Source organism: Halostella salina, assembly GCF_003675855.1.
GTDB classification, from domain to species: Archaea; Halobacteriota; Halobacteria; order Halobacteriales; family Natronoarchaeaceae; genus Halostella; species Halostella salina.
In genome coordinates, this window is sequence record NZ_RCIH01000007.1 from 80,287 (window position 1) to 95,111 (window position 14,825).

At 67.6% G+C, this 14,825-nt stretch carries 12 protein-coding genes; 1 reads left to right on the forward strand and 11 read right to left on the reverse strand.

The window, feature by feature from the left end; translation table 11 throughout:
* Nucleotides 1-54: 54 nt before the first annotated feature.
* The 3 genes from D8896_RS14085 to D8896_RS20005 all read right to left on the reverse strand — a co-directional run bounded on the left by D8896_RS14085 (nt 55) and on the right by D8896_RS20005 (nt 2,725).
* On the reverse strand, nt 55-1,041 hold the full coding sequence (locus D8896_RS14085) for a glutathione S-transferase family protein (RefSeq protein WP_121822750.1): 987 nt from the start codon (nt 1,039-1,041) through the stop codon (nt 55-57).
* 322 nt (nt 1,042-1,363) lie between these two features.
* Entirely contained in the window at nt 1,364-2,566 is a 1,203-nt protein-coding gene (locus D8896_RS14090; RefSeq protein WP_121822751.1) for an ICP22 family protein, read from the reverse strand.
* 33 nt (nt 2,567-2,599) lie between these two features.
* Nucleotides 2,600-2,725, reverse strand: a complete 126-nt coding sequence (locus D8896_RS20005; protein ID WP_259372648.1) for a C2H2-type zinc finger protein — start codon at nt 2,723-2,725, stop codon at nt 2,600-2,602.
* 161 nt (nt 2,726-2,886) lie between these two features.
* Here D8896_RS20005 and D8896_RS14095 point away from each other — a divergent pair, with 161 nt between their 5' ends.
* Complete coding sequence (locus D8896_RS14095; RefSeq protein ID WP_205596834.1) at nt 2,887-6,069, forward strand: methyl-accepting chemotaxis protein; 3,183 nt, start codon at nt 2,887-2,889, stop codon at nt 6,067-6,069.
* 140 nt (nt 6,070-6,209) lie between these two features.
* On the opposite strand, the gene D8896_RS14100 is transcribed toward D8896_RS14095, so the two are convergent.
* From D8896_RS14100 to D8896_RS14135, 8 genes are all read right to left on the reverse strand, one after another.
* Nucleotides 6,210-7,013 (reverse strand): CheR family methyltransferase, encoded by an 804-nt coding sequence (locus D8896_RS14100; protein WP_121822752.1) that lies wholly within the window; start codon nt 7,011-7,013, stop codon nt 6,210-6,212.
* Nucleotides 7,010-7,534 carry a chemotaxis protein CheD gene (locus tag D8896_RS14105; protein ID WP_121822753.1) on the reverse strand — a complete coding sequence of 175 codons (525 nt, stop codon included), beginning with the start codon at nt 7,532-7,534 and terminating at the stop codon, nt 7,010-7,012. Before D8896_RS14105 ends, D8896_RS14100 begins: the two co-directional genes overlap by 4 nt.
* The gene (locus tag D8896_RS14110; protein ID WP_121822754.1) at nt 7,531-8,772 is read right to left on the reverse strand and encodes a chemotaxis protein CheC; all 1,242 of its coding nucleotides are present in this window, start codon (nt 8,770-8,772) and stop codon (nt 7,531-7,533) included. The genes D8896_RS14105 and D8896_RS14110 overlap by 4 nt, the downstream gene beginning before the upstream one ends.
* Nucleotides 8,769-9,374, reverse strand: a complete 606-nt coding sequence (locus tag D8896_RS14115; RefSeq protein ID WP_121822755.1) for a chemotaxis protein CheC — start codon at nt 9,372-9,374, stop codon at nt 8,769-8,771. Before D8896_RS14115 ends, D8896_RS14110 begins: the two co-directional genes overlap by 4 nt.
* A gap of 22 nt (nt 9,375-9,396) precedes the next feature.
* A complete protein-coding gene (locus D8896_RS14120; protein ID WP_121822756.1) occupies nt 9,397-12,537 on the reverse strand; it encodes an Hpt domain-containing protein in 3,141 nt (1,046 codons plus the stop codon).
* Nucleotides 12,530-13,702: a chemotaxis-specific protein-glutamate methyltransferase CheB gene (gene cheB / locus D8896_RS14125; RefSeq protein WP_121822757.1), complete on the reverse strand. Its 1,173-nt coding sequence runs from the start codon at nt 13,700-13,702 to the stop codon at nt 12,530-12,532. Before cheB ends, D8896_RS14120 begins: the two co-directional genes overlap by 8 nt.
* Nucleotides 13,699-14,061: a chemotaxis protein CheY gene (gene cheY / locus D8896_RS14130; protein WP_121822758.1), complete on the reverse strand. Its 363-nt coding sequence runs from the start codon at nt 14,059-14,061 to the stop codon at nt 13,699-13,701. Before cheY ends, cheB begins: the two co-directional genes overlap by 4 nt.
* 115 nt (nt 14,062-14,176) lie before the next feature.
* Nucleotides 14,177-14,740 (reverse strand): chemotaxis protein CheW, encoded by a 564-nt coding sequence (locus tag D8896_RS14135; protein ID WP_121822759.1) that lies wholly within the window; start codon nt 14,738-14,740, stop codon nt 14,177-14,179.
* Nucleotides 14,741-14,825 lie beyond the last annotated feature (85 nt).

Genomic DNA, 14,825 nt, shown 5'->3' on the forward strand with positions numbered 1-14,825 from the left:
CGGTATATATAATAAATTTACCGCAGATCATAAATGAACAGTAGTATCACATTTTTATAGTGACACCGGCGGATCGCTGGGGATCCGGTCACGGTCGTGGGGCGCGGTGAAGTCGACGTCCGGCCCTGCCGGCACCAGCCCGGACGGGTTGAGGTCGGTGTGGGACCGGTAGTAGTGCTCCGTGATGTGGTCCATGTTCACCGTGTCGGCGACCCCCGGGAGCTGGTACAGTTCGCGCAGGTACGGCCACAGGTTGTCGTAGTCCGCTATCTGCCGGACGTTGCACTTGAAGTGGGTGTGGTAGACGGCGTCGAACCGGACGAGGGTGGTGAACATCGCCACGTCGGCCTCGGTGAGCCGGTCCCCCGCGAGGTACCGCTGGTCGGCCAGCACGTCGTCCCAGTGGTCGAGCGCGTCGAACAGGTCGGTGACGGCCTCGTCGTACGCAGCCTGTGAACTCGCGAAGCCAGCGCGGTAGACGCCGTTGTTGATCGGGTCGTAGATCTCGTCGATGATCCGGTCCACGTCGTCGCGGTACCCTTCGGGGTACAGATCCACGTCGTTGGTCGCGTACTCGTCGAAGGCAACGTCCAGCATCCGCATGATCTCCTCGGACTCGTTGTTGACGATGGTTTCGCGTTCCCTGTCCCAGAGCACCGGGACCGTAACGCGGCCGGTGAAGACGGGGTCGGCCGCGGTGTACACCTCGCGGAGGTAGTCGGACCCGTGGATCGAGTCGGGCGTACAGCCCGCCTTCTCGGGCGCGAACTCCCAGCCGTCGTTCTTCCTGTGGGGGTCGACGACGTCGACGGATATGGCGTCCTCCAGCCCTTTCAGCGCGCGGGTGACGAGCGTCCGGTGTGCCCACGGACACGCCCAGGAGACGTAGAGATGATACCGGCCCGCCTCGGCGGGGAACTCGGCGTTCGGGTCGGCCTCGACCCAATCCCGGAATGCGGTCTCCTGTCGCTCGAACTCTCCCTCCTCGTTCGTGGACTCGTAGGCGTCCGTGCGCCACTCGCCGTCGACGAGCATGTTCATACCCGCAGTTGGCGCTCACGACGGTTATACCCCGTGACGCCGGCACTGACGGCCGGCATCCGTTCCCGAGGGGACAGTCCTTCAGCACCGGCCAGACCGGCGGTAAACAGCGAATACCGTTCGCGGCACCCGAGTTATAGGACGAATAACAATTCCGGGACACGGTGGAGGATGGATCGGGACGATGCTGAGCCTCAAAGCGATCATCGGCGTGCTCCTGGTGCTCGCGCCCATGATCGGCATTCTCGTTATCGCGCTCGCCTGAAACGGACTGGTGGAGTCCGGACACAGCGACCACCAGCTACCCGCTTCAACGGTCCTACTACCAGTCCCCCTGGAACATCGTCCGAAGGCCGGCTTCTCCGGCGAGTTCCTCGACGACCGTCCTCGCCGACGGGGCATCGAGCGTCGCGAGGAGGTGGGAACCGTTCGAGAGCGGTTCGGCCGCCCGCATCGGCGTCCCGTTCGGATGGACGGGGTCGTGAGCGAGTACGGCACGGCCGTCGTCGTCCGCGGCGTCCGGCCGCCACGGCAGCGAGAGACCGGCGTCGAGCGCGTGCTGCTCGATCAGATACTCGACCGCGGCCGCAGTCGCGCCGATGGGTGTGTCCGTCCCGATCGCCCCGACCGACGTGCGACCGTCGAAGAAACGGACGACGTACTCCCCTGCTCCGTCGTCGTCCGCTTCCTCAGTACTGTCGGGGGCTGTCGTCTCGCCGTCGTCGTCCGGCCCTTGCCCCTCGTCATCGCCGTCCGATTCCTCCGGGCCGTCTTCGCGGGTCTCCTCCGCCGGCTCGTCAACCGGTTCCGGGGCGCTCGCCTTCGGTCTGTCCGCGTTCACGTCCGGGGGGCCACTGTCGTCCCGTGAACCCCCGTCTTGATCGGACGGGCTTCCGTCCGGGGCGTCGTCGCCCCACGCGGCGGTCAGGTCGTCGAGGAACTCGTCGACTGCGGCGGCGATGTCGTCGGCCGCAGCGCCGTCGGCCGCCGCGACGAGACGCGCGGTCACGTCGTCCGCCACGGGCCCGCGCTGTGCCGCGATCCGTTCCGCCGCGGTGCGGCGCTCCGCCTCGTCCCCGACTCGCGAGGCGGCGGCCGCGCGGGAGTACATCGCGACCGCGTCCGTCCGGTCCGGGAGTTCGTCGAGGCGACACTGGAGACGGTCGTCGCCGCGGGCGAGGAAGACGAACGACCGCCCGTTCGTGAGGACTCCGTGGGACACGCCGGCCGCGTCGAGCGCCGCGGCGAGGCGGTCGGCGTCGGCCTCGCGGAGCGGGTCCTCGCAGGCGACGACGTCGACGAACACCGCCGGCCGCCCGTCGACGGCGAGCGCGTAGTTCACCGGGTCGCGGTCGGCTTCGACGGTGACGCCGGCCGTCATCTCCTGGCCGTGAACGTCCCAGCCAAGCGCCGCGAGAAACGGCTGGACGAGCCGTAGCTCCGTGTTCCGAACCGACAGGTCGTCGGATCCGGCGACCGACGCTCGCGCCCGCTCGACGAACGCCTCGAGGTCCGGGTCGGTCATCGAACTGTGCTTTGCGGTCAGTCGTAGTAGTAGCTACGGATAGAACAGGTCGGCGTGGTCGAAGGCTCTGCCACACTCCGGACACTCGTAATCGGTGCCGTTCGCGGTTTCGACGACGGTTCCGCAGTCGGGGCAGTCCGATCCGTTGACGAACGTCATCCTCCGGGGCTGTGTGTCGGGCTACCAAAACAGTTCCCCTACAGGTAACCTGTCCGTCACGTACTCTCGGACCCGCCACATCGATCCACGTTCAGTCCGTCGGTATCAGTGATGATAACGGTCGGTGAGGATTTATGTGAAGGTAGCTTCGCTTCGAAGGTATGATAGGCGGTCTTCGGCGGATCGTACCGACGTTTATCAGGAAACGATACGCGCTCAAGTTCGGGATCGCGCTCCTGATACTCGGTCTTTCCGTCGGTGCCATCGGCTACGTGGGGACAGCACAGATTCAGAGCGAGGTCACACAGAACATCAACCAGGACTACGCCGACACCGTCCAGCAGGAGGCCGAAAACCTCAATAACTGGAACGAACGGAACAAGATCCTGACCGAATCGTTGGCCTCGTCCGACACGGTCCAGAACGGGAACCCGAGTTTTATCAATACACAACTCAACAACCGTGAGAGCGAAATCAGAGGGGTCGTCAATATCGACTACGTCAACGCAGCTGATAACCGGGTTGAGGCGAGTTCTGATGCCGAACGGCGCAACGTAGCGTTTTCGGAACTCAACGAACCGTGGACCGCAAACGTGACCTCAGATATGGGAGAGGACGTCAAAATCTCCGAGGTGTACACGAACGACGGGACGACGATGGTGACCTACCTCCGTTCGGTCCCGCTCAATCCCAATCACACGATCGCGTACACGTTTAACCTCGACGTCTACTCCAGTCGGTTCCAGAGCGCGGACAACGACGACGTGTTGACGGTCGTCACCAACCAGAACGGAAGGATCCTCTTCGACGACGTGCAGGGTCAGTCGGCCACCAGCACGTTCGGCCAGCGATACTCTCAGGACAGTTCGCTGATCGCGAACGCGACCACGTCCGGGACCACCGAGGTCATCAACTGGAACGAGGAAGGACCGTCCGGTCCCTACAACCGCGACGGCGGCGAGTACGTCGTCGGCTACGCACAGGTCGACGACCTCGACACCGAGTGGGTCGTGCTCGTTCACGAGCCGAGCGACAGCGCGTACGGGTTCGCCGGCAGCGTCTCCCAGTACGGGACGCTGGCGACGATCGGCGGAGTCCTCCTCATCGGTCTCGTCGGCGCGGTGCTGGGGCGGAACACGGCGACCGCAATCGACCGCCTGACGAGCAAGACCGAGCAGATGGAGCAGGGGAACCTGGATGTCGACTTCGAGACCCAGCGTATCGACAACATCGGTCGTCTCTACACCGGGTTTGGGAGCATGCGTGACGCCCTGAAAAACCAGATACAGGAGTCACAGGAGGCCCGCGAGGAGGCCGAGCAGGCACGCGCCCGTGCGGAGGAGATGAACCAGCACCTCGAATCGAAGGCCGACGAGTACAGCGAGGTCATGCAGGACGCCGCCGACGGCGACTTCACCCGGCGGATGGAGCCCGACCCCGCGAACGAGGCGATGGACGACATCGCGGCGGAGTTCAACGAGATGATCGGGCAGATAGAGGAGACGACCGAGCAGCTCAAGAACTTCGCGAACGAGGTGGCCACCTCCAGCGAGGAGGTGACGGCCAGTTCCGAGGAGGTCCGGTCGGCCAGCGAACAGGTGACGGAGTCCATTCAGGAGATTTCCGACGGGGCCGAGCGCCAGAACGACCAGCTCCAGTCGGTGTCCAGCGAGATGTCCGGCCTGTCGACGACGGTCGAGGAGATCGCGTCCTCGTCGAACGAGGTCGCCGACATCGCGGAGCGCACCGCCGAAACCGGCCGTGAAGGTCGTGAAGCAGCCGAGGCCGCCATCGAGGGGATGCGCCAGATCGAGGACGAGTCCGAGCAGGCCGTCGAGGAGATCGAACAGCTGGAGGCCGAGATGGAGCAGATCGACGAACTGATCGACTTCATCGGCGAGATCGCCGAGCAGACGAACATGCTCGCGCTGAACGCCAACATCGAGGCCGCCCGCTCCGGCGAGTCCGGCGAGGGCTTCTCGGTGGTCGCCGGCGAGGTCAAGGACCTGGCCGAGGACACGAAGGAGGCGGCCGAGGAGGTCGAGGAACGCCTCGAACGGATCCGCGAGCAGACCGAGCGGACCGCCGCGGAGGTGCAGAACGCCAGCGACCAGGTGGCCGAACACACCGACTCCGTCGAGAACGCGGTCGACGCGCTGGAGGAGATCGCCGGCTACGCTCAGGAGACCAACACCGGCGTTCAGGAGATCAGCGCGGCGACCGAGCAGCAGGCCGCCTCGACACAGCAGGTCGTCGCCATGGTCGACGAGGCGGCGACGATCAGCCAGGAGACGACGGCGGAGGCCGAGAACGTCGCGGCCGCGGCCGAGGAGCAGACGACCGCGCTGACGGAGGTGTCCCGGAGCGCCAGCGACCTCGCCGGACAGGCGTCCCGCCTCTCCGAGGCCCTCGACCGCTTCGACACCGACGCGGACGCCAGCTTCGACGTGACCGACCCCGAGAGCCTGCTGGGCGGCGACGCGGACGAGGCGGCGGAGACCGACGAGGACGAAAGTGCGGCGTTGGACGACACCGACGAACCCGACGCCGGAGACGGCATGGCGTTAGACGACACCGGGATCGACGACGACCCCGCGGTCGTCGACGGGATCGAGGACACGGACCTCGAGTTCCCCGACGAGATAGACGACGGCGGGGACGACGGCTCGCTCGGCAGCAACGCGGCGACGTTCGACGAGGACGAGCCCGCGGACGCCGACGACGCGCTCGCCGCGCCGGAGCCGACCGGGGACGCCGACGCCGGCGGCCCGGAAGACGCCGACGAGGGTCTCACCCAGCCGGACCTCGACATCGGCGACGACGACGTGCCGTTCGCCGAGACCGCCGACGCGGACGAGGACAACGCTGCCGAGGACGCGGAGGACCCGCTCGCTCCGCCGGCGGGAGACGACAGTGAGACCGGTGAGGCGGACGATGGCGGGACCGAAGACGACCCGCTCGCTCCGCCGGCCGCGGACGACGACATCCAGTCCGACGACCTGGTCGAGAGCGACGACGATACGGGCGACGAGACTGCCCTCGACGACGAAGCGGCGTCCGGGACCGACGACGACGCGGTAGTTGCCGAGACCGGCGGCGATGCGACCGACGAGGAGGCGGGCAGCGACGAGGACCCGCTCGCGCTCGGCGACGACGCTGAGGAGGGTGGGGCGGCCGAGGACGGCGAGGCAGTCGACGACGCCAGCGGCCTGTCGTTCGAGGCGACCGACGGCGACGCGGAACCCGACGCGGACGCCGACGACGCCGAGGACGACGATCAGCCGGACGACGGCGACGAGGACGACATGTTCTCGTTCGTCCAGGACGAGCCGAACGAGGACTGAACCGGCCGCCGTAGTCCGGTACTGGTTCGCGGCCTGTTCGGACTGTGCCGCGAACCAACGTTTTTCCCGATGAATCGTTCTCTCGGGTCGATGGCGGATGCCAAGCGGTTTTTGGCGACGAAAAGCGGATCCAGCGGGAGCTACTCGCGGCGGTATATCCTGAGCCGGCCGTCGAGCACCGAGAACGCGGACTTCAACTGCGGCGGGATCGTCTCGGCCTTGCCGATGACGAGGTAGCCGTCCGCACGGAGCGACTCGGCCAGCGTCCGGAGGATCGGACGCTTGTACTCGCCGTCGATGTAGATGAAGAGGTTCCGGCAGACGACGAGGTCGAACCCATCCTTCGGGTCGTCGTTGATGAGGTCGTGGTGTTCGAACGCGACGCGGTCCTTGACCGAGTCCCGCACCGCGAACGTGTCGCCGCTCCGGTCGATGAAGCGGTGGTAGTTCGAGAGGTAGCTGAGCTGGTCGTCGATGTCGACGGTCTGGCTGCTCTCGTAGACGCCCTCGCGGGCGGCGTCGAGCGCCGCGTCGTTGATGTCCGTGGCGAGTACCGACAGCGACGACTCGTCGATCCGGGGGTCGTCGGCGGCGAGCATCGACAGCGAGTACGGCTCGCGGCCGTCGGCACACGCCGCGCTCCAGACGGAAATCCGGTCCTGCTCCTCGGTGAGGTCCTGCAGGACGCCGCGGATACCGTCCCAGACGTCCTCGTTCCGGAAGAAGCCGGTGACGTTGATGCTCAGGGCGTCCAGCAGCGCCTGCTGCTCGTCGGGGTCGCCCCGCAGGGTTTCGAGGTACTCGTCGTACCCGTCGCAGCCGGTCCGACGCATCCGGGAGGCCAGCCGGCGCTGGAGGTAGCTGTCGTTGTAGTGACTCGTCGCGAACGCCATCTCCTCCTCGATGAACGTCGCGAGCTCGTCGTACGACGGCTCGGCGCTCACAGTTCGGTGACGCCGCCCGCCTCCTCGTCGGACGTGCGGATGCTGAGCGTCCCCGTCCCGGCGTCGAACTCGACGGTTCGTCCGCGCTGGCCGCCGACCTCCTCGGCGGCGATGGGGACGCCGAGCTTGTCGAGTTCCTCCCGGGCCGCGACGACGTTGCGCTTGCCGACCGCCTCGCCGAAGCTGTCGAACTCGAACATATCGCTGCCGCCGGCGAGCTTCGCCTCGACGCCGGTGTAGGTCGCGCCCGCCTCGACCATCTGGCGGAGCATCGCGCGGATCGCGGTGTCGGCGAACTTGCCCGGGTTTTCGTCGCTGGAGTCGTTCGCGTCGCCGTCCGGGAGCATAACGTGTGCGAGCCCGGCGATCCCCGACTCGGGGTCGTACAGCGCGACGGCGAGACACGACCCCAGCCCGTAGGATTTCAGCGTCACGTCCTCCTCGGTGATGTAGAACTCCGAGATGCCGACCTGAATGGGGTCGGTCGTCGGCGTGCCGGGCTCGCTGCCGTACGTCTTCATTGTGACTTCGCCTCGTCGACCGGGAACTCCGCGGTCGTTTTCGCGTCCTCGACCCGGTCCACGTCGAGGTCGTTCAGCGCGCGTTCCAGGTCCTCCTCGTTGGGGATGGCGTAGATGTCGCAGTCGAACTCGCGGTCGTCGGCCTCGATCTGCGTGTCGAAGACGAAGGCGTAGTCCTGGTTCTCGCCGAGGTCGATGACGACGGGGTCGATGACGGCCGGCCCGACGTCGTGGACGAACTCCGGCGTCGAGTGGTCGATCGTCGTGTCGAGCACGTTCGCCCAGCCGTCGAGGAAGCCGCTGGCCATGATGTTGCCCAGTTCCTTGATCGCCGACGTGCCCATCTCCCCGAACTCGTCGTCCGGTGGCGACGGCACCGTCGCCTCGACGACCTCCCGGGCCGAGTCCTCGTCGAACAGGAAGAGGAGGTAGCCCGACGGCGTCCCGTCGAACGAGAACGCGACCCCGACGAGCGGTTCGTCGGCCAGCTCCTCGGGGATCGTCTCCAGCGAGACGAAGTTGAGCCGCCGGATCTCGACGGTCGTCTCGATGCCGGTCAGCGTCGTGACGGCGTTTGCGACCTCCGTCGCGCCCTGCTGTGCGAGCTTGTCGAAGCCGACGAGCTTGTCGTACTCGATCCCCTCGCGGTCGCCGCGCTGGCGGTCGAGGATCTCGGCGATGGAGTCGTGGTCGGGGAGCAGGTAGTGCTTGTAGCCGATCTCCGTGTCGACGGCCTCGATCTGGCTGCGGAACAGGAGCGCGAGGTCGTCCTCGCTCGGGGCGGTGTCCAGGTCGCCGAAGAACGGCTCGGCGGTCTGGCCCTCGACGAACTCCGGCGTGGACACGTCGATGACCATGCCGAGCACGTCGGCCCAGCCGTCGATGAACCCGTTGGTCATGATCTGGCCGACCTCCGTGACGGCGCTCTGGTCCATCCCGGTGAACTCGCCGGTCGCCTCGTCCTGAATGAGCGTCCGGACGACCTCCTCGGCGGCCTCGCGGTCGAAGATGATGACCGAGTGGCCCTCCAGCCCGGCGGTGAGTTCCACCCGGATGCCGACCTTGTCGCGGCCGTCGTCTATCTCCGAGCGGATCTCCGACCCGCGCATGAAGTTCAGCTTCGTGACGCCGACGCGAGTGCCGACGCCGGTCATGCTGGTGAGTCGGCCGGCCGCCAGCCCGGATCCCTCGCGAGCCATGCGGTAGAACGTGCCGAGGGCGTTGACATCCAGTTTCATGCGGGTTGTGCCTCGATGCTGTTGATCATTTCGACGAACTCCTCCAGGTCGGGGAACGCGTATATCTCCGCCTCGACCTCGTAGGAGGGGACGTGTAGCTGCGAGTCGAAAAACAGCGCCAGGTCGTCCCCGCCGAGCCCGGCCGTCCGTTCGACGACCTCGTCGGCCTCGGCGTAGACGAGCTGGGGCGTTGCGATGTCTATCGTGCGCCCGAGCACGTCGGCCCAGCCGTCGATGAAGCCGCTGGCCATCATGTTGCCAAGCTCCTCGACGGCGCTTCTGGCCATCTCGCCGGAGACCGACGAGAGGTCGTCGACCATGTCCGACAGCATCAGCGCCGTGATCTTCTTGGCGCTGGCCTCCGGGAAGAGGATGAGGATGTGCCCGTGTGGCGGCTCCATGAGCCGGACCCGGACGCCGACCCGTCGCCCCTCGTCGAGCTGGGCGGTGATGTCCTCGATGTCGACGAAGTTCGTCTTCGTCACCTCCATCTGAGCGTCCTCGCCGGTGAGTTTGCTCATGTTGTCGGCGACGCCGTTCGTCCCGACTTTCGCCATCTCGTTGATAAAGCTCAACTTCCGGATGTCGACCATCAGACTCATAGTTGCCTCCGTCTGTCTCCGTTCATAGTGACTCCACGTCCAGGATGTTGACCACGTCGCCCTCGCCGAGCACCGTCGCGCCGGAGAGCCCGGGAATGTCGCCGAGGACGCCCTCGTAGGGTTTGACCACGACCTCCTGTTGGCCGCGGACTTCGTCGCACTCTATCGCGACCGGGCGAACGTCGTCGCGCACCCGGACGAGCATGTTCTCGCCGCTCCGCCGCGGCCCCGGCGCGTCCAGTTCGTCGGCAAGGTCCAGCAGCGGGTACTCCTCGTCGTCCCGGCGGACGACCGGTTCGCCGTCGGCCGTCGACACGTCGTCGAGCGGGCCGATCTCCTGGACGTCCTTGATCGGGATCCCGTACTCCTCCTCGCCGGCCGCGACGAACAGCACGTCGGCGATGGCGACGGTCACCGGCAGCGTCAGCCGGACCGTCGTCCCCTCGCCCGGTTCGCTCTCGACCGCCACGTCGCCGTCGAGGTCCTCGACGGTGCTCGCGACCACGTCCATCCCGACGCCGCGCCCGCTGACGTCGGTGACCTCGTCGGAGGTCGAGAAGCCGGCGGTGAAGACGAGGTCGTACACGTCCTCGTCGTCCATCGACTCGACCTCCCCCCGGGTCCGGATCCCCTCCTCGACGGCGGTCTCGCGGAGCCGCTCCGCGTCGAGGCCGCGCCCGTCGTCCTCGACCTCGATCACGACGCGGTCGCGCTCGCGGCGCGCCCGAAGCTCGACCGACGCCTCCGGGTCCTTCCCGGCGGCCTCGCGCTCCTCGGGCGGCTCGACCCCGTGGTCGACCGCGTTGCGCACGATGTGGACCAGCGGGTCGCCGATCTCGTTGAGGACGCTCCGGTCGAGCTCCACGTCGCCGCCGAGCAGTTCGAAGTCGACCTCCTTGCCCTGCTCGCGGGCGATGTCCCGGACGGTCCGGGGGAGCCGGTTGGCGACCGTCGACAGGGGGACGAGCCGGATGTCCATCACCGTGTCCTGCAGTTCGGTCGTGATGTCCTCCAGTTCGTCCAGCTCCTGGTCGAGCAGGGCCAGCGAGTCGCCCCGCTCGATCGCCCGGCGGAGCCGAACGCGGCTGGTGACCATCCCCTCGACGAGGTTCATCAGCCGGTCGACCTTCTCCACGTCGACCCGGACGGACTGGATCTCCTCGGACCGCCCGGTCGGACCGCTCTGGTCGATCGCCGACCGGGAACTCGCCGCCGTGTCGTCGGACGGCGCGGCGTCGTCCGCCGTCGCGTCGGCGGTCGTCGCCGCGTCGGCCGTTGCAACGGCGTCCGCTGCGGCGGCGTCGTCGGCGGACGCTTCCTCGGCGGGTTCGTCGGTCTCCTCGGCGTCTTCCGTTGCCGGCGCGTCGAACCCCTCGAACTCGCCGACGTCGGTCGTCGTGTCGACGGTCGACCCGGTGTCGAGGTCGACGTCCCCGAAGTCGCTGGACTCGACGGTGCTCGTGTCGTCGGTCGCGTCGTCGGCGGAGGCGCTCGCAGCCTCTCCCTCCGCCTCGTCGGCCGTCACACCAGCCTCGTCCGCCGTCGCGGTCGACTCCTCGCCGAAGCCGACCTCGTCGAGCACGTCGTCGACCGTCTCGTCGGCAGCGGTGTCGGCGTTTGCTGTGTCCGCATCGGGGTCGGCGGTACTGTCGGCGTCGACGGTGTCCGCATCAGCGGCGGCGTCGGCTGTCTGGCCGAACGGGTCGCCCCCGTCGATTTCGTCGTCGCCGAACGGGTCGTCGGCCGTCTCGCCGTCGTCCGCGACGAGGTCGTCGAACGCGTCGCTCTCGGCTTCGAGCGCGTCGTCCGAGTCGGCGGTCGCGTCCTCCGCGGTCGCGTCGACCGTGTCGTCGCTCTCCTCTTCCTCGGCCAGCGCCGCGTCGACGTCGTCGAGTGCGTCCTCGAACGCGTCGTCGTCCGCCTCGGCCTCGTCGCCGAGCAGTTCGTCGAAGCCGACCTCCTCCTCGTCCTCGTACTCGTCGAACTCCAGCTCGTCGAGTTCGTCCTGCAACTCGTCGAAGCCGACGGGGTCGACCTCGTCCTGTAGCTCCGCGAACGTGCTGGACGCGTCCTCGACCTGTTCGTCGCCGTCGTCCGCCGTCTCGCCGGAGTCGGACTCCGTCTCGGCCGCGTCGACCGCGTCCTCGGCCTCGTCGAGGACGTCGTCGACGGACGGGTCGTCGTCCGCCGCCTCGTCGAGCGAGGACACCTCCGGCTCGGCTTCGATCCCCTCGAACGAGCCGGCGTCGCCGAGGTCGTCCAGCCCCTCCACGTCGTCGACCTCGTCGACCATCGAATCGAGGTCCTCGAACTGGTCGACCTCGTCGTCGTCCAGCAGTTCGTCGACGGAGACGTCGTCCGGGTCGGGTTCCGCGTCGGCCGCGGCCGCCGAAGCGGCTTCCGGGTCGGCGGTCGGCTCCCCGGTCGCCGGCTCGGCCGTCGGTTCGGCGATGCCGTCCGAGAGGTCCGTCGCGTCCGTGATGATCGCGGCCTCGACGGCGTCGACCGGTTCGAGCGCGGCGCTGATCGCCGCCTCACCGACCGGGCTGGCGAAGGCGGCGTCGAACGCCCCGCCGAACTCGCCGTCGGCGATGTCGTCCTCGGGCGGGTCCGTGCCGAGCAGGTCGAACGCGTCCCGGAGCGCCTCCACGACGAGGATACCGTCGTCGCCGCCCGCGATGTCGAGGCGGACGTGGTACACGTCGTGTGCCCCGTCGGTCGGGCGGTCCGCCGCCGACAGCAGCGACTCGACGGCGTCGTCGGTCGGCTCCTCGATCCGCGTGTCGGCGGAGTCGGGGACGTACGCCCGGAGCGACTCGATGACCGGCGTCGGGTCCGACTGGGGTTCGCCGTGCCGCCGGGTCTCGTCGAGCATCGCTTCGAGGCGGTCGACCCCCTCGAACACCTGGTCCATCAGCGACGGCGTGACCTCGACCTCGCCGGCCCGGACCGCGTCGAGGAGGTCCTCCATCGCGTGGGCGAGGTCGCTCGCGTCGGTAAAGCCCATCGCGCCGCAGTTCCCCTTGAGCGTGTGGGCGGTCCGGAATATCTCGTCCATCGCCTCGTCGTCGTCCGGGTCGCTTTCCAGGTCAAGCAACGCGTTGTTCAGCGTCGTGATCGCCTCCTCGCTCTCCTGAACGAAGTCCCTGACGTACTCATCCATTGGTATCACCGTCCGCTGTCGTTGCGTCGACGATCCCTGCCGGGATCGACGCCGCGTCGAGCACGGCGTCGACGGCTCCCGTCTCGATCGCCTTCCGCGGAATGCCGAACACGGGACTCGACGCCTCGTCCTGGGCTATCGTCGTTCCGCCGGCCCGGTGTATCGACTCGATGCCGGCCGCGCCGTCTTTGCCCATGCCGGTGAGCGCGACGCCGACCAGCCCCTCGTCGACGGCCTCGGCCGCCGATTCCATCGTCACGTCGATAGCGGGGCGGACGCCGTGGCGACGGGGGTCCTCCGTGAGCCGGACCCGGAGGTCGTCCCCGTCCGTCGGAGCCACGCGCATGTGGTACTCGCCTTTCGCGACCACGGCCTCGCCGGGACCGACGCTGTCGCCGTCGACCGCCTCTCGTACGTCGTACGGCGAGAGGTCGTCCAGCCGGGCCGCGAGTCGGCTGGTGAAGCTCGCGGGCATGTGCTGCACCACGAGCACGCGAGCGTTCAGTTCGGGCGGGAGTTCGCGGAGGATCCGCTCGACGACCTTCGGCCCGCCGGTCGACGCGCCGATGACGACGGTGGGGTGCTCCGGATGCTCGTCGCCCAGCCGCGCGGACAGGTCCCCGTCGATCGGGGACGGCGACGCCGTCGGGTCGACCGTCGGCCCGTCGACCGGCGCTGCGCCGCCGGTCACGGTGCCGCCGGTCGCGGCGGCCGCAGTCTGCTGTGCCGCGGCGGCGGCGCGGTCGGCCGCCCGCTGTGCGACGACCGACGAGAGGTCGACCTGCTCGACCTCCTGTACCTTCTCGACCAGTCGCTCGGCGAGGTCCGCGGCGTCCCGGGGGACGGACTCGCCGGACTTGGCGAGGAAGTCGACCGCGCCCTTCGAGAGCGCTTCGAGGGTCGCGTCCGCGCCGGCCTCGGTGTGGGCCGACAGCATGAGGATCCGCGTCGGTGCGGTCGACATGATGCGCTCGACGGCTTCGATCCCGTCCATCCCCGGCATCACGACGTCCATCGTGATCAGGTCGGGGTCGTGCACCCGGGCCATCTCGACTGCGGTTTCGCCGTCGGCCGCCTCCTGGACCTCGTAGCCGTGGTCCGACAGGGCGTTGCCGATCACCGTCCGCACGAACGCTGAGTCATCGACAACGAGGACGCTGGTCATGCCGGGACGACGTCCGTGAGCGCCTTCCTGACGCTCGGTTCCTCGAACGGTTTCGTGACGTAGCCGTCGGCGCCGGCCTTGACTGCCAGTTTCATCTTCTCGCGCTGGCCGACGCTGGTACACATGATGACCCGCGAGTCGGGGTCGAGTTTCTTGATCGCGGCCGTCGCCTTGATCCCGTTACATTTCGGCATCACGATGTCCATCATCACGATGTCCGGGTTCTTCTCCTTGTACAGTTTCACCGCTTCCGCGCCGTTGGACGCCTCCCCGACGATGTGGTAGTCGTCTTCGAGAATCTGTTGGAGTAGATTCCGCATAAAATGAGAGTCGTCCACGATGAGCACCCCTGTCGACATTTGATTCACCAGCAACCGCTACAGACAGTACGACCATAAATGCTGTCGCCCGGTTATCACCAGCGATAATGCGGGTATGCGGAGGACACACGCCCCAATCCGGGGAGACGACGCGTCAGTTCGCCGAACGAACCAGCGTGTCGACGTCGATGATCGAGGTGCGCTCTGCCACCTCGTCGGCCGACTCGTCCTCGGCCGGCACCTCGACGACCGCCTTCACGAGGTTCCCGGCGGGCATCTCGAACGCCGGGTCGTCGCGCTTGATCTGGCTCACCGGGTACGACCTGACGCCCTCGACCGCGTCGACCCGGATGCCGGCGCTCTGGTCGTCCGACGAGCGGTCGAAGACGATCACGCGCTGTTTCGTCTCCCGGTCCGCCACCGGCACCGGGAGCAGCTTCCGGGGGTCGATCACCGCCGTGATCTCCCCGCGCAGGTCCATGATGCCGTCTATCGCGTCGCCCGAGCGCGGCAGTCGCGTCAGGTCGCCCTGTTCGACGATGCTTCGCACGTCGCCGACGTCGAGTCCGAACGTCCGGTCCCCGAGACGGAAGACGAGAACGCGCTCCTGTTCCTCCGGCTCCTCCTCTTCGTCCCCGTCACCCTCCGGGTCTCGTCCCTCCTCGTCGAACCCGACGTCGTCGATGCCGAGTAACTCCTCCGGCAGCTCCGTAGACATTCGTTGCTTCGCCTTTCGCGGACAGACACAAAAACGTTCACCTGTCGAGGGGTTCGTTGACCGCTCGGGATTGAGTAAACTTAAC